Here is a 15,798-nt window from a genome sequence, read left to right on the forward strand (position 1 = left end):
CTTTAACGGCAAAGCTGGCCTTGCTGGATATAAGGGCCCAGTATAGGCGCCATGCCTTTGAGTACTTGCAGCGGTAAGGCTGAAGTGAAACTAAAATCTTCAGCACCCTTACCCGGAACAAAAGCAGTCAGAGTGCCGAAATGATTCTCTCCCAGATAAAACACAAAAGTTGCAGTGCGGTTGATGGTGGTTGACTGCACAGTGCGGCCACGGATCACCTGGGTTGCCATTTTGTTGTCCCCTGTGCCTGTTTTACCACCTATGACTAATGGTGAACCATCAGTATTGGTAAAGGAACCCTGTAAACGACGGGCTGTACCACCGTCTGCCACTTGCGACAAAGCAAAACGCAGAGCTCTGGCAACTTCAGGTTTCATCACGCGTTGGGCTTCATTCGGCTGATACTTGAGCTTCACTTCATAAGGTGTATTGGCGGCAAAATGCAGCTGATCCACTCTGACAGTCGGCAGTAACATCCCATCATTCTGAATAATACCAATGAGTTCAGCCAAAGAAGCGGGTCTGTCGCCTGAACTGCCTAAGGCCGTGCCCAGTGACGGCACCAGGTGATCAAAAGCATAACCCAGTCGTTTCCAGCGCTGGTGAATATCCAGAAAGGCTTCGACCTCCAGCATAATGCGAATACGCGTATCCCTGGCACTGCGGTTCGAGGTTCTGAATAACCAGCGGTACACCTGTTGACGTTGTTCTGCAGAAGCATTCACGGCTTCGCTAAAGGTTGCCTGTGGGTTTTGTTGCATAAAACTCAGCAGCCATAATTCCAGCGGGTGAACCCGGGCTATATAACCCTGATCCATCAGACTGAATTTACCAGGACCGTATTTGTTATACAGCTCATCAATGTCTTTGACTGTCAGGTTTTCTTCAGGCAAACGTTGCTGCAAAAAGGCGCTGAATTTGGCAAAGTCAGACTCAGGCAACAAATAACGGTGCACTGCAGCTAAACGATCCGGCGTTTGTTTTAAACCTTCAAAAAAGGTGTTTAAACGGTCTTCTGCGGTTTTTTTCTGGTACTTACGCCAGAACCTTTGCAGGAACGAACTACCTTCTTTATCGGCAAAACGGCGTAAATACTCTTCACGACGTGGGTCTTTGTCGTTTTTCAACAGTAACGAGGTACTGCCAGCCGTCTGGTAGCTGCTGCTGTAGGAGACGATGTCACGCATAATTCGGACAAAAGGCAGGTTGATGGATTCTTTTAACGACTCCAGTACAGTAGGAACTCTGCTGTCTTCTTTTTTCTGGAAGTTGTTAAACACCTGCAAACCACCGCCGGTAAAAAAGCGTTCGGCAGGAGAGGCCGAATAAGTACGCTGTAAAGCGGCATCCAGCATTTTTGATAAATCACGATCGGCCGTATGCGCCATATAAGTGGCAGCCCAGCGGGTTAAATGATCGTTGGGGGCTATCTCCAGGTTCAACAGATTTTCTGGTAACTCATCAATAAAAGCATCATGCAGCTCGGCCACTATTTCCAGATAAGTGGTCAGCACACGCAGTTTAGCCGTGGAGCCCAGTTCCAGTTTGCTGCCTTCATTTAAGTCAAAAGGCTGGTCGGTATTGTCGGTTTGCACCCTTACTCTGTTACCGCCCGGCGTTTTTTCAAACAAGGTAAAACTGTAAGTGACTTTGTCGGTATTGCTGGCACTTAACAGTTTTTCACCTAACAAGCCGACTTTTTCCGCGACCACAGGGGAGGCCAGACTATTGAGGTAATGACTGACTTTTTGTTGCAGTTCATGATGCAAGGACACTTTGGCGGTTAAATCCAGCCTGTCTAAATCGTATAACTGTTGATTCAGCAGGGTACCTAAACGGCCACGAGCGACGTTAATGCCTTTGAGAGTTTGCGCATCCTGTTTAATGCCCGGTGCTTTACCACCTTTAAACAATAAACGTTGCGACATGGCTGAATCGGCCAGATCTTTATCTATCACCTTTGCATTGGCCAGCACCCGCAAATGGCTGTTGGTCAGTTGTTCTAAATCATCATGACCTTGCAATAAATAATACGAAGGGCGACGCTGGGCTATCATCAGTGCCATCACCTGACGCAAAGCCAGGCCTCTTAAGCTTTTGTTTTGCTCTGTAGGTTCAGCATTTAATACCTGATTAAAACGGCTAAAGTCGGTGCCAAACCAGGCCCATAACGCATCACCCACACCATGCACTTCACCAAAACCCGGTGCTGAGGACAGAGGTACAGAGTTTAAATAATCCAATACCACTTCATGCCGGGTTAACGAGGTGTCGGCGCCATACCGATAAGCCCGCACTGAACCAGACACCATCTGCAAAAACTTGTCGGTAAAGCCCTGGGTTAAGCCTTGTGGCGAATGGCGGTACTTTTCAATCTGGGTCGCAAGCGTACTGCCACCGGCAGATTGGCCTTCTAAATTTAAGACTTTAGTCACCTGAGACACAGCGGCCATCACAAAACGGGGCCAGTCGACCGCAGGGTTAGCGCGGGCAGGAGAGGTTAACAGTTTTCGGTTTTCGATAAACAACAGGCTGTCACGCACTACGGCAGGAACATCAGCCGGGTGTTTATACACTCGTTGTGGATGAGAAAAAGAAAACAGCTCTTCATTACGGCAGTCGCCAATTAATAATCCACCCTGAGCTTTTTCGCGGTAAGGCGGAAAAAAGCCTAACTGAGTGTAAAACAACAGTTCAGGTGAAAAAGCGGCTTGTTGCTCAACCACAAAACTACGCTGTGTTAAAGCCGGAATAAATTTGGCTAACTTTGAATAGCCTAAACGTTGATCAAAAGGCCCGGCTATAGGGTAGGACACCTGTTCTGTCGGACCAGATTGCAGCTGATAAGTCAGCTTTTTTGCATAAGCACTGATTTCCGTGGATTGGTAATGGGCTGTATGCAGCTCGTACGTCACCAGAGCTGCGCCAGAGAGCAGCAGCAAAATAAATAACCAGGGGATCAGGCTACGACGCCGCCGCTGCTGAATGACGGGGGCGGCTTGCTCTGACGGTCTTTCGTCACGGTAGTTATCAAATTGCATTTGATTAAAATCTGGTGGGGATGACAAGTTCTTATCCATGAGTTCAGGCAGTTGCCATTTCGTCCGATTTTAACTGGTATAAGCAGGCTTTGCAGCTGAATTTTGTTGAAGTTTTTCGATCAAACATACTGATTTATCTCCATTTAGCGCTCAGGCTTGATTTTGGGCTCTGAAGGCGCAGTCAAAACCTTGCCATCAAACCATAAATGAAGACTGTGCCGGAAGGCTGGATCGGTCTGAACTTTGGGTATCACAGTATTGATCAGCTCCACTTGTTGTTTGCCCCATTCGCTATTGCTGCAACCCACAGCTCCGGCAATAGGCGCAGGTAACTCGGCAATGGGCACATAAACCAGACCTTTGGCTTGTTGTGGTGCTGTTTTGTTCAGGTAGGTCAGGAGAATGTCGTAGTCCAGAGTGAAATCAATACGGCCGCTCTGGATCATGTTCAGTAACGCAATGGGCCCATTGTCGCCTGAGCGTATTAACTCATTTTTACGATAAGGTTCCAGTAAGGGTTCTATATCCCCATACCTGCGACCTGCGGCCAGTCCAAGTTTAAAGGTTTTTGCTGCCAGAAGTTTCGTCAATACCAGAGGGGAACCAAAGTGCTGCGTTAAATGATCGGCCAGCGCCTGACGGGTAATGATTCCCTGAGGTCTGTACCAATGAGTGGGGTTGCTGAACACTGCAGTTTCAGTCGGCTGGGCTCTGTGGATCATACAAGGAAAGCACAAAGCTTCTCTGTTATTCAGTGCCTGGTGAATACGGGTTTGTGGCATCAGTACATTCTGATGGCTGATGTTGGGCAGATGAGTTTGGATACTGTTGAGTAATTGGTCGCACAGGCCTTGTTGGTTAAAAGATCCGCCTACTATATGAAAAGGAGGGCCAGTGTTAATCGCCCAGCTTAGCAGTGGTTTTGATGGACTGCCCAGACTGTGACCGCTAAACAGCAGTACCACAAGGGCTAACACATATCGCATCAGAACAATGCCTCTGGATTTTTCTTAACATTCTATTAATCTAACCAATGCACAGCTCAAGGACAAGGTTTAATTCAGGTTCAGCAGCTGCAACAGAGCTGTCGAACCTGAAATAAATCCGCTGATAGCGGCCTAGTGGTGGTGGTGACCACCTACGCCATGTGCATGACCGTGTTCAATTTCTTCGGCGGAAGCCGCACGAACATCAATCACATCAATATCAAAACTTAAGGTTTTGCCAGCTAATGGGTGGTTAGTGTCCACTTCAGCTTTAAACATACCTACTTTAACCACAGTGACCTGACGCTGGCCCTGCTCGGTATTTACCACTGCCACCATGCCCGGTTTCCATTTTTTTGCGCCCATCAGGTGTTTCACCTGAACGCTTTGAATGGAGTCAGCAGCGATCTCGCCATAAGCGTCGGCCGGGGCTAAAGTGACGTTAAATTGATCACCGGCCTGATGGCCTTCCATTGATTTTTCTAAACCTTCAATCAGGTTGCCATGACCTTGCAGGTATAAAACCGGGTCCTGACTTCTGGAATTTTCTAATACACCAGTGTCGTCTGATAAGGTGTAGTGAAACTGAACCACTGTATCTTTGGTGATTTGCATTGTTTGTGTATCCGCTGCTAGCTAAAAAATGGCGGTTATTATTACGCAATGGCGTTATCGGGTCGACTTTTTTCTATGCTTAGTGATGTGATGCCGGATGGGTGTGCACCCAACTCAGCGGATCCAGCGCATAAAAAGATCTTAATTGCTGATACAAAGCCGGATGCTGAGCTGCAAATAAATCAGGTTGTTCAAAAAAAACTTCAGAAATGACCGCAAAAAATTCGGCTGGATTAGTGGCAGCATAAGCGTCAAACAAGGTAGGTAAGCCCTGAGCCAACTGGCGCTGCAGCTGCTCAAACTCACGGGATAATACCTGTGACCACTCTTGATAAGCTTCTGTACTTCTGAGCAAAGGCGCACCTGTGGCCTGACCTTTCAGCTGATCGAGCTGATGAGCAAATTCATGGATCACCAGATTATGTCCATCGTTGCAGATGGCGGCAGAGTGCAAAGTATCCACCCATGACAACACAATCTGGCCGGTTTGCCAGGATTCCCCCAAACGTAGCTGTGCACTTTCACTGACTACCCCTGCAGCATCAGACTGTTGAGCTGGCACCACGAAGGCCGCCGGGTAAATCAGGATTTGCTGCAGTTTTGGATAATAATGAGCAGGTTTATTCAGCAGCAGCAAACAGGCCTGAGCCGCTATAGTGACTTTCATTTCGTCAGTGACAGTTAAACCTGCACAACCAACAAATTGTTTTTCGGCAACAAACACCTGAATGAGCTTTTTCAGTTGCAACTGCAAATCGGCAGGCAAAGCACGGAAGTAGGGCATACGCTGCTTAAGAATGTGACGCCAGGCTGCAGGAAAAGGCTGCTGCTGAATTTTTTCCCGGCGATGGCGCCGCCAGGCAGGAGGTAAAAACACTGCAGCCAACACCACTAAGGTCAGCAAAGTTAACAGCAACAAAGGCACAATAAGTGCTCCAAATAAACCCTGATAATGCTGTTATGGCGCCGCTGTGGATAAAATCAAGGTCATCTGTTCAGAACAGGTTGCGTCTTGACGGAAAAAAACTATACCCTTTGAGTCATACTCAGTGACCGAGCTTTTTTATGAACCTATTTCAGCTGAATTTATCTCCGGGTTTAGTGCACCCTATCTTGTTACAACTGCGTGATCCTGGTATTCAAAAAGACCGGCTGCGCTTTAAGTTTAACTTAGAGCGTTTAGGTTTTTTACTGGCAGCAGAACTGGCAAAAACTCTGCCGGTACAGAAGGTTGAAGTGCACACCGTACTGGGGAAAACCGAGATCCCAGTGCCACAGCAACCCCCTGTGTTAGTGACTGTGTTAAGAGCTGGTCTGGCATTTTATCAGGGGTTTGCCAATGCCTTTGACGACGCCGACAGCGGCTTTATTGGTGCTTATCGGGTCGAAGGTGAGTCGGCTGAACAGCTTGAAATCCGAATGAATTATGCCGCTTTGCCTGATTTAACGGGCCGCGATTTAATTTTGATAGACCCTATGCTGGCCACTGGTGGTTCTTTACTTAAAGTCTGGCAGCTGATTGCCAGTCAGGCGACTCCCCGTTCTGTGCATGTAGCAGCAGCCATCGCTGCACCTGAAGGCGTTGCAGCCTTGCAGCAGCATTTACCTGAAAACAGTTATTTATGGCTAGGTGCTTTGGATCAGCAACTGAACGAACATGCCTATATAGTGCCGGGTTTGGGTGATGCAGGAGATTTATGTTTTGGCCCCAAACTCTGATGCTGAAAAACTAAGGACTTTGGACGGCTAAAGGCTGGCGTATCATCCATTGTTGTTTTGGCGCTATGATCTGCTGCAAGGATAGTTGCTGAATACTGTGCTGGTCTAGAATTCGTATTTGCGGGCTGACTTGTCTGGCATAAGCTTGTTTTTCCAGAATACGTAAGGCCAAATCAATACTGATACGAGCCTGGATCACCGGAGAATCTGTCGCTGCTGCCAGCAACTTTCCTTGCTGGATCAATCGTACTATGTCAGGGTTAGCGTAATAGGCCATTATCTGAACATTTGTCTGCTGTTCGCTCGAAATAAAACTCTGAGTAACAGCTGCGGCGACAGCATTTGCCAGCACATAATGGGGTTGTTCACGGCTAAATAGTTGCCGGACTAAAGTGGCCTGCGAAAAATTGTCCGTAGCACCATAACCACCATGTAAAAGTTTTACCTCTGAGCCTTGCAATGTGTGCTTTAACCCCCGCTCTGCGTCCTGTACCCATGCTGCCTGGGCTGGTCCGGGAAACCAGGCCAAATCAATAGAACTTTGTTGGCTGTGCTGCAGTAAATACAACATGCTTTTGGTCGCCATATCAGCAAAAGACACAGAAGAACGGGCTGAAATAGCGTCACTATTGATGCCGTTAATTAAATCAATAACAGGAATACCTGCATCTTTTAGCTGCAAAATTAAATCATTTAAACCTTCGCTGGAAATAGCGCCAATAATCAGAGCGTCGGCTTTGTTGCTCACACAATCCAATAATTGCTGGCGTTGGCGTGGCAGGTTTTCATAACCTCCGGCTTCATAAATTCCGAGTTGTACCCCCTGACGTTTAGCTTCTTCTGCTAAGCCCCAGGACACACCCCACCAGTAGTGATCTTTGCCATGGGGCAATAAAGCACAAAGCCGCCATGCTTTACTTACGCTCTGCAGTGGCTGGTACTCCAGTGCCTGACCGTCGGCTTTTACTTCAACCGGAAACCAGTTTTGCTCTGCAGACAAAGAGCTACTAAGTGCTGAACAGAGCGCCAGGCTGAGCAGAAAAAACGCTTTGGACATGAAACCTCCTGTTATACCCGCTTCAAACTATAGAAGATTTCATAGTGTCGCGATTTGTCTTTTTATCGCGTTAATGTTGTGCCAGTTTTTTTCGCAAATGCCAGAAATACCAAAGCACCATAGAGACCACCACTGGAATACTGATAGATTCAATAGTTTTGGCAGGCCACTGTGGGATCCAATGCACTATAGCTTGCTGAGCTTTGGTTAGCAGTTGCAGCGAATAGTAGCTAATGGCCACCACAGACAAACGTTCGACTGCACTTTGTAATTTCAGCTGCAAGTGGGCTCTGTTGTCCATAGAGGATAACAAGGTCTGATTTTGCCATGCCAGTTTTAAATTAATTTGAGTACGCAGTAACTCAGTGGAGCGGCCTAAACGTTCTGCCAGTTGTTGCTGGCGTTTTAATACAGATTGAGCAGTACGCCAGGCCGGAGTTAAACGTCGTTCGGTAAAATGCTGCAACGACATTAGTCCTTCAACAGGTTCTTCATCCAGACTTTTTAATCTGTCCAGCGTCAGTTGGTAGTAGGCATGACTGGCCTGTAATCTGCTGCTGTTTTCCGAGATCTGATGTTCAGTCTGAGCCGCCAGTTGGATCAGTTCATCCAGCAGTTGTTCATCATTGCCTTGTTTTTGTTCTATACGGGAAGTGATCACCGCCAGTTGCTGCTCCTGTTGCGGCAACTGATGCAATGCCAGTTTGCAATAAGGCCAGGCCAGCAGGGCCAGTTTACGGTAGTTGCCCAAATCAAACAGCTGCTGTACCAAAGCTCCCAAAGCACTGCGGCTTAAGCCTTTATCCAGCAGCAGCATACGGCCAGCACCTTCATTGTGTTTACGAAAATCCGTCCAGATCCGCGCTTTGCCGTTAAACACCATACTGCTGATCAGATGTTCACTGACAAAAAGCTCTGCCGGGTCCTTTGCTACCAGTTGAGAGGGTTGCACTATGCTCAGCTGCACCACCCGGAATAACTGGCCGGGTAAGCTGGCAAACCAGTGTGGATCAGGCACTAAATCCTCTGGATCACAAAACAGACTGGACGCAGCACCTGGGCGGATAAAGGTGTAAGTGGAAAATTCATTGTGCCGCTCCCAACGCAACCAACTGCTGCCAAGCTGCAGGTTGCAGTCCTGTTCGTGGGGTTCGAGATCTTTGCCATGTTGCTGCGCCAGTTGTTGCATGGCTTGATATTCAGCACTGCGTGAGGTGCCCGACAGCGTCAGCACAAACTGACAAAGCTGGCAGGGGGAGTCCAGAGCCGGAAAAAAGCGTTGCTGTAATTCCTGTTCCAACACATCGCGTTGCGGGTGTTGGCGTAAATAAAGCTGAACCATAACAGACTCCAAAAGGAATAGATAAACGCGCCACAAAACAGAAGCAGTATCTATACCTATGCATGACAGCCAGATGTCAATCACTTGATTTTATTAGTGAATTTATTATTTCCAGACCAGGTTTATCATAAAAAACAACAGCTTGATGTTCCCTTAGTGCACAAGATGGCACTAAAGAAGTGCATTTTAGTTAACATTTTATTTTCAAATAAAGCAGGGCTACAATTAAAAGAGGAACACAACAAAGAGGATAGACAAATGCGAATTTTGTATTTATCGCTGTGTTGTACGGCCATGCTCTCATCAGCACCGGCTTTTGCTTTGAGCAGCTTACCCCAGTTACAACTGGCTCAGTCTTATCAGCAGCACCAAGCCGTATCTGCTTTTTGGATCAGCGAAAAACTCGATGGTGTCAGAGCCTTTTGGGACGGCAAACAACTGCGTAGTCGCAGCGGGCAATGGATAAAGTTGCCGGATCATTTATCGAAACAATTGCCTGATTTTGCTTTGGATGCTGAGTTGTGGGCAGGCAGGGGCAAGTTCCAGCAAGTGATGCAGGCGTTGCAGCAGGGCTCTGATAACGCAGACTGGCAAAACATCCGGCTGATGGTATTTGATGCGCCAACACAGCAGGGCACTTTTACAGAGCGTTTGCAGTTTTTACGGCAGCAACTACCAGAGAATGCTTTTGTGCAGTTGCTGGAACAGAAGCAATTGCAAACCAAGGCTGAACTGAATGAGTGGTTGCAGCAGGTGGTAGCTGCAGGCGGCGAAGGATTGATGTTGCATCGTGCTGACGCGCTTTATCAAAGCGGGCGGGTCAGTCATTTGCAGAAATTAAAACTGGCGGAAGATGCAGAAGCCAGAGTCGTGGCGCATTTACCGGGCAAAGGTCAGTTTAGTGGCATGCTGGGTGCGTTATTGGTGGAATTACCGGATGGCCGGCGTTTTAAGTTAGGTTCAGGTTTTAGTGTGCAAGAGCGAAAAAATCCGCCAGAGATAGGGCGTCTGGTGACTTTTCAGTACCATGGTCTGACGCATAAAGGCACCCCCCGTTTTGCCGTTTTTGTGCGCGAGCGACCAGAGCAGTAAAAAGCCAGTCGGCGCTACTTGCCGGTATCAGTGTTCAGCGCCAGAATAGCCGTCTTCAGCTGATGAGGTAGCTATGGTTAATCTGGCCTTGATGGGCGCTTTTATTCCGACTTTTTTATTTGTTTCAGTCACACCAGGTATGTGTATGACTTTGGCGATGACGCTTGGAATGACGCAGGGCGTGCGCCGCACTTTATGGATGATGTGGGGCGAAATGTTAGGTGTGGCTTTGGTTGCCATTTTGGCTGTTTGTGGCGTTGCCGCTATGATGCTGCAATTTCCGGCCGTTTTTCAATGGTTTAAAATCGCTGGCGCTTTATTTTTGGCTTATATCGGCTGGCAAATGTGGTGGGCCAAAGGCAAATTAGCTATTCCACAAGCTGGTGTTAGCCGGGAATTGCTGGCACGACGCACTTTATTTAGTCAGGGTTTTGTTACCGCTGTGTCTAACCCTAAAGGCTGGGCTTTTCATATGGCCTTGTTGCCGCCTTTTATCGATAGCCAACTGGCGTTCTGGCCACAGTTGCTGGTATTGGTCTTTCTTATTATTTTAATGGAGTTTCTGTCTATGCTGCTGTACGCAAGTGGTGGCAAAGCGTTAGGCGCATTTTTCCAGCAACAAAATAAAGTACAGTGGCTTAACCGTATTGCTGCCAGTTTAATGTTTGCTGTAGCGCTTTGGATGCTGTTGGGTTGATCACCGTTTTATTTCAAGACCCGGCTTACCAGCGATAGCCCAAAATCAGGCTGCTGGAGCGCTGTTTTGCATGCGCCTGCCAGCCAGCCCACTGGGTTCTGTTTGGTTGAAAACTCTGTAAACTGCTGTGTTCCAGCGCCAGATCCAGATGTTCAGTCCACTGATAAGTCCAGTTAAAAGTCCAGCTATGGCCTTTGCCGTTATTGTCATCGGTTAAGCTTAGATCTTTATCTGTCACTTCAACATGATCGTAGCGTGCGCTGATGCTGTGGTGTTCCAACTGATAGTTCAGCATCAGGTAACTGCTTTGATAGTCTGCAACGACAGCCTGCTCACCCATAGCTGTGTTGCCATTCAGAACCTGCGCCAGCAATCGCCATTCTTCTGTCAGTTGATGTTGTAAAGCCAGGCTGAGGAAACGGGTATCCCAGGCATATTGCCCATCTTTAAAAGTCGTAGGTTCGCCTCTGTTATCGTACCAATAGAGTCGCATTTCGGTCTGATCTTTATGCAGCCAGTGCAGTCCTGTGTAATAGCCGGTTTTATGATCCAGTTCGCGGTTAGGTTCAACCCATGCTGGTTGCAGTTCAACTTCTCCACCCACAGCTATGCTGGGGTAATTGGCAAAGTGAACCCTCTCACCAATACTGGTTTGCAGGTTATGCAAGGCAAAACCACGCCAGGTTAAAATGGAACCCGCCGGATCATTGCCCTGAAACAAAGCGCCCACCCACTGCATACTGTGGTCAGATTTAAAAAAACGCCCAGGCCTGCTGACGGATAATTCAACAGCTCTGGTTTTGATTTCTTCAGCTATCCAGCTGTTAATGGCAGAAAACGAATTTGTATAAGGTGAAGTCCAGGCTAAGTCGGTATTTTCCAGCGACATAGCCGGATAAAAAATACCTGCTCTGCCACGCACTCTGTAGCCGGAAACAGGTAAAGGATTCCAGTTGATCCAGGCTTCGGTAACGCCAAAGCCTGCTTCGGGAGCTCTGTGCCACTGGGCATGCACTGTGGCTGAAAAGTCGGAATTGGTTTCAAGATGGGCGACCAGGTACTGAGGACCAACACCTGCTTCGGTGTGACTGCCAAACTGGCCTGTGCCTTGTTGCCACCATGGTTTTAAATAATGGGCTGTATCATTTTGTTTATTCAGGTAAAATTCTCCGCGGCCTTGCAGGCTCAGCTGTTCTGAAGCTACTGCTGCAGCGCTCAAAAATAACGCAGGGATCAGCTTGATATAAAAGTGAGCAAAACGGGCCCTGGACATCCTGTGTTCCTTATTTAGTATTCTGCCTTGAGAATAGCAGTTTGCAGCTACTGATAAAAACAGCCAGCACCACAAAGTTTCAGCCGCTTTAGCTGGCATATGATGACAAGAGGATTAAACTGCTTTAGTTTAACCAGACTTTTGTCTGCTCAGGCTCGGAGAACCAGTGAATGACTACTTTAGCCCGTTTTTTTTCAGCTTGTCTATTGTTGTGTTATAGCCTTGGAGCTGTGGCTGCAGTTCAAATTACTGTGACCGACCAGCAGGGCCAACCTCTTGAAGATGCGGTCGTTGAGCTGCTGGACCCGGCTAATCTTCAGTTTGCGCAAAAAAAAGCTGAAGTGAAGCAACAGGACCTGACTTTTATTCCTTTTGTTTCGGCTTATCAGACAGGCACCTCCGTTGATTTTCCTAATCTGGATAAAACCCGTCATCATGTCTATTCGTTTTCTCCAACCAAGGTGTTTGAGTTAAAACTCTATGCCAACAAACCGGAAGCCCCAGTGGTAGTCGATCAGGCTGGAATTATTGCGTTGGGCTGTAATATTCATGACTATATGCAGGCTTATATTTATGTTGGTGACAGTCCGTTTCTGCAGGTAACAGATGATAAAGGGCTGGCGAACTTTAGTGGTGTGCCAGATGGCAATTATCAGTTAAAGCTCTGGCATCCATGGCAAAATGCCGATTGGGTGACTCAGCAGGTACAAATTCAAGATGGTCAGGTGATGAATTATCAACTGGCTATTACCGCTCAGGAGAAACCAAAGAAACCGAAAAAAGGTTTTGGTGCTTCCTATACCCCTTAAATTATTCATCAAGGAGCCGATTTATGGCCACAGTAACGTTAAAAGGTAATCCAATTCAGACCATAGGCGATTTGCCGGCAGTGGGCAGCAAAGCCCCTGATTTCACTTTAACTGGCGCAGGTTTAGCTGATTTAAAACTGGCAGATTTTGCTGGTCAGCGTGTGGTACTGAACATTTTCCCAAGTGTGGATACGCCAACTTGTGCTACCTCTGTCCGTACTTTTAACAAAGCTTTATCCGGTTTAAGCAACACTGCAGTCGTCTGTGTTTCTGCCGACTTACCTTTTGCTCAGGCGCGTTTTTGTGGTGCTGAAGGTTTAGAGCAAGTGAAAAACGGTTCAAGTTTCCGCAGTTCATTTGGCAAAGATTATGGCGTGGAATTTTCTACTGGTCCTTTGACCGGTTTATTGTCCCGTGCTGTTGTAGTGATTGGCACTGATGGCACTGTGTTATATACAGAGCAAGTGGCTGAAACTGCAGATGAACCTTCGTATGAAGGCGCATTGGCTGTATTAAGTTAAAGTGATGGGATCAGAGTTTCTGACTCTGCTCCCCTTGTTTATACCCAAGTACCTTCAATAGAATTTTATGATGCTTATTAAACCTCTTGATCCCTTATCTGCCCCGGCTGCACATCTATTAGCATTATCTGACGCTTATATGGCCTCTTTATACCCTGCTGAAAGTAATCATATGGAAAGCCCAAATGCGCTGGCTTTGCCTAATGTATTGTTTTTAGGGGCTTATCTGGATGATGAATTAGCAGGCTGTGGCGCTGTTAAAATAATGTCTGATGATGGCCTTTATGGCGAAATTAAGCGGGTTTACGTACTGGACTCTTTCAGAGGCCGTGGAGTATCGAAACTACTGATGCAGGCGCTGGAAACTTATCTTGTTGAGCAAAAGATCCCGTCGGCACGGCTTGAAACCGGTATTTCTCAGCCTGAAGCTCTGGGCTTGTATGAAAAGCTGGGCTATCAGTACAGAGCACCTTTTGCCTCTTATCAGTTGGATCCTCTGAGCGTTTTTATGGAAAAAACGCTGTAAATTTTTAGATTATTTACCTGTCCCCAAAATAGTTCTGGTGATAATCGCATTTTTTGGGCTAAGCTCCTTGTGCCTGATTGGTGTACGGCTGTTCAGGCGTGCTACTCAAAATTCACAAAAACAAGGAGTTTGCTTTATGCATTTTTATTCACCACAGTTATGGATACTGCTGGCTGCCTCATTGCTGGCAGGTTGCAGCACTTTACCTTCCTCTGTGCCGCCAGAACCAACACAAACAGTTCACACTACTGATCAAATCACAGAATGTGTGGGAAGCATTCAGGCACCTGCTGTTGGCTTAGAGGCCATCTCAGATCCGGAGCTTTTGCAATCCGCATTAGGGCAGCCGGACAAAGGCCAGCTTTGTATGGGCCAGGTGTTTGTAGCTACAGCTCCTGTTACTGTGTATCGGGTTTGGGATCAGGCGAAAAGTTATACATTATATGGCCGCTGGTGGTCTTTTAGTTTGCCACAAGGCCCAACGGATCAATACAGAGAAGCCAATGCCATTTGTCCCAGCTGGAGTGTACTCAACCAAATGAGCAGTTGTACTTTAAAAGTTGGCAGTAAAATTGTGGTAGGGCCTGGTCAAAGCGCAGATTGTGGGGATGGGCTGGTTTATCCTCAGTCTGCAGTGAATCAGGTGTATATCAATAACGACTCCCGTAACAATGTGCTTTGGGTTGAAAACTGTGATGCTGGTAGCAACTGGCCGCACTAAAAGCCTGAGTTTTAACATTCCGTTTTGGTATTGCTGTTACAGCCGTTTTGTCTGAAGACTGACGGCTTGTGTTCAACTATCCCGCCATTTGCCTTTACAGACAATTAAAAATAACAGTTGTTCACTCAAACCTGTTTTTGATCTTTATTTATTCAATTAATAAACTTGTTTTAATTCAATTGCATGATGTTTAATTGTCTTGTTTTTAGATCTGAAAAGTGGAGTTTAATTTATTTTTAGTGTACAACTGTGCGCTGAAAATAAGTGGAAGGACCAGTGTGAACAAAACGATCTCTTTATGGGGCCAGAACCTCTATCGCCAATTTAGTTTAATGCTGGCGAATCAGCCTAAGCTGAGTTATTACCTGCATCCTTTGTTGAACTGGAATAAGCCTGGGGTGCATCCGGATTATCACAGTGCCCGTATTGTTGATTTTCGCTGGGAAACGGATCAAATGCTGAGTGTCTGGTTAGAGCCAGCATCGTCCTGGATTGGTTTTACTGCCGGGCAACATCTGTTGGTGACCTTAATGCATCAGGGCCGCTATATCAGCCGCAGTTTTAGTATCAGCTCTTCTGCTGCTTTGTTTGCACAGCAAAAGCAAATCCGCATCAGTTGTCGTATTCAGCCACAAGGTGAGTTTACTCAGGCTTTGGCGGCTGGCATTGCCGCATTACGCCATTTGAGTATCAGTGACGCTATGGGTGATTTTGTAATGAAACCTAATGCTGATACCGGGAAAACAGGTGCCATAGTCATGGTGGCTGCAGGCTCTGGTATTACACCACTCTGGTCCATGTTAAGCAGTTTACGCTGCTGGACTTCGCCCATTGTTTTGTTTTATTGCGTAAAAGCTGCGGCACAGGCTGCGTTTTTAACTGAACTGAACCAGTTGGCGGCAAAACAACCTTTATTTGAACTGCAACTGATTGAAACAGCAACCGCAGGCCGTTTGAATTTAGTGCAGCGGTTACAAGCTCACACCGATTTTTCTTTGCACAAAGCCCTGTACTATTTTTGTGGTCCAGAGGCTATGAGTCGTCAGTACAGCGATGACCTGATACAACTAGGAGTGTCTGCAGCGGCGATTCATACCGAGCTGTTTGGCTTAGCGCGGCTTGTATCTGAAGGACCAGTAAAACAAGCCTTGTTCATACAACAGGGTAAGGTAACAACAGTAGAAGCCACAGCCGGTATGCCTTTGTTGCAGGCAGCGGAGCAACAAGGACTTAGTCCTCGTTTTGGTTGCCGGATAGGGGTTTGTTATCAGTGTGTCTGTCAGAAAAAAACAGGCCAGGTGCTGAATTTACGCACCGGGCAAATCTCAGGTGATAGCCCTGAACAAATTCAGTTGTGTATCAGCGCAGCACACAGCGATCTGCAGGTAGAGTTATAGGG

The 15,798-nt window shown here is 47.1% G+C and carries 15 protein-coding genes; 8 read left to right on the forward strand and 7 right to left on the reverse strand.

Annotated elements, in window-relative coordinates; genetic code table 11:
- Nucleotides 1–2 precede the first annotated feature (2 nt).
- From J2W69_RS00245 to J2W69_RS00260, 4 genes are all read right to left on the reverse strand, one after another.
- Entirely contained in the window at nucleotides 3–3,068 is a 3,066-nt protein-coding gene (locus tag J2W69_RS00245; protein ID WP_310273399.1) for a transglycosylase domain-containing protein, read from the reverse strand.
- Between the two features lie 116 nt (nucleotides 3,069–3,184).
- Complete coding sequence (locus J2W69_RS00250) at nucleotides 3,185–4,027, reverse strand: hypothetical protein (RefSeq protein WP_310273401.1); 843 nt, start codon at nucleotides 4,025–4,027, stop codon at nucleotides 3,185–3,187.
- A 132-nt stretch (nucleotides 4,028–4,159) separates the two neighbouring features.
- Complete coding sequence (locus tag J2W69_RS00255; RefSeq protein ID WP_310273403.1) at nucleotides 4,160–4,642, reverse strand: FKBP-type peptidyl-prolyl cis-trans isomerase; 483 nt, start codon at nucleotides 4,640–4,642, stop codon at nucleotides 4,160–4,162.
- A gap of 79 nt (nucleotides 4,643–4,721) precedes the next feature.
- Nucleotides 4,722–5,567 carry a M90 family metallopeptidase gene (locus J2W69_RS00260; RefSeq protein ID WP_310273406.1) on the reverse strand — a complete coding sequence of 282 codons (846 nt, stop codon included), beginning with the start codon at nucleotides 5,565–5,567 and terminating at the stop codon, nucleotides 4,722–4,724.
- 140 nt (nucleotides 5,568–5,707) lie between these two features.
- Here J2W69_RS00260 and upp point away from each other — a divergent pair, with 140 nt between their 5' ends.
- Nucleotides 5,708–6,361 (forward strand): uracil phosphoribosyltransferase, encoded by a 654-nt coding sequence (gene upp, locus J2W69_RS00265; RefSeq protein ID WP_310273408.1) that lies wholly within the window; start codon nucleotides 5,708–5,710, stop codon nucleotides 6,359–6,361.
- A gap of 10 nt (nucleotides 6,362–6,371) precedes the next feature.
- Here upp and torT read toward each other — a convergent pair whose 3' ends face one another.
- Entirely contained in the window at nucleotides 6,372–7,418 is a 1,047-nt protein-coding gene (gene torT / locus J2W69_RS00270) for a TMAO reductase system periplasmic protein TorT (protein ID WP_310273410.1), read from the reverse strand.
- A 70-nt stretch (nucleotides 7,419–7,488) separates the two neighbouring features.
- Nucleotides 7,489–8,760, reverse strand: coding sequence for a DUF3422 family protein (locus J2W69_RS00275; protein ID WP_310273411.1), 1,272 nt, complete (start codon nucleotides 8,758–8,760; stop codon nucleotides 7,489–7,491).
- Between the two features lie 258 nt (nucleotides 8,761–9,018).
- Between J2W69_RS00275 and J2W69_RS00280 the strand changes: the two genes are divergently transcribed.
- Both J2W69_RS00280 and J2W69_RS00285 read left to right on the forward strand, forming a co-directional pair.
- Complete coding sequence (locus tag J2W69_RS00280) at nucleotides 9,019–9,852, forward strand: DNA ligase (RefSeq protein WP_310273413.1); 834 nt, start codon at nucleotides 9,019–9,021, stop codon at nucleotides 9,850–9,852.
- 73 nt (nucleotides 9,853–9,925) lie between these two features.
- Entirely contained in the window at nucleotides 9,926–10,549 is a 624-nt protein-coding gene (locus J2W69_RS00285; RefSeq protein ID WP_310273415.1) for a LysE family translocator, read from the forward strand.
- 25 nt (nucleotides 10,550–10,574) lie between these two features.
- Here J2W69_RS00285 and J2W69_RS00290 read toward each other — a convergent pair whose 3' ends face one another.
- A complete protein-coding gene (locus tag J2W69_RS00290) occupies nucleotides 10,575–11,822 on the reverse strand; it encodes a hypothetical protein (protein ID WP_310273417.1) in 1,248 nt (415 codons plus the stop codon).
- A gap of 170 nt (nucleotides 11,823–11,992) precedes the next feature.
- Here J2W69_RS00290 and J2W69_RS00295 point away from each other — a divergent pair, with 170 nt between their 5' ends.
- From J2W69_RS00295 to J2W69_RS00315, 5 genes are all read left to right on the forward strand, one after another.
- A complete protein-coding gene (locus tag J2W69_RS00295) occupies nucleotides 11,993–12,631 on the forward strand; it encodes a methylamine utilization protein (protein ID WP_310273418.1) in 639 nt (212 codons plus the stop codon).
- 23 nt (nucleotides 12,632–12,654) lie between these two features.
- The gene (gene tpx, locus J2W69_RS00300; protein WP_310273420.1) at nucleotides 12,655–13,152 is read left to right on the forward strand and encodes a thiol peroxidase; all 498 of its coding nucleotides are present in this window, start codon (nucleotides 12,655–12,657) and stop codon (nucleotides 13,150–13,152) included.
- Nucleotides 13,153–13,219: 67 nt separating this feature from the next.
- On the forward strand, nucleotides 13,220–13,678 hold the full coding sequence (locus tag J2W69_RS00305) for a GNAT family N-acetyltransferase (RefSeq protein WP_310273422.1): 459 nt from the start codon (nucleotides 13,220–13,222) through the stop codon (nucleotides 13,676–13,678).
- A 136-nt stretch (nucleotides 13,679–13,814) separates the two neighbouring features.
- A complete protein-coding gene (locus J2W69_RS00310) occupies nucleotides 13,815–14,399 on the forward strand; it encodes a hypothetical protein (protein ID WP_310273424.1) in 585 nt (194 codons plus the stop codon).
- Between the two features lie 278 nt (nucleotides 14,400–14,677).
- On the forward strand, nucleotides 14,678–15,796 hold the full coding sequence (locus J2W69_RS00315) for a flavin reductase family protein (RefSeq protein ID WP_310273426.1): 1,119 nt from the start codon (nucleotides 14,678–14,680) through the stop codon (nucleotides 15,794–15,796).
- The last annotated feature ends 2 nt before the right edge of the window (nucleotides 15,797–15,798 follow it).

The organism is Rheinheimera soli, assembly GCF_031457405.1.
In the GTDB taxonomy this organism is placed as follows: Bacteria; Pseudomonadota; Gammaproteobacteria; order Enterobacterales; family Alteromonadaceae; genus Pararheinheimera; species Pararheinheimera soli_A.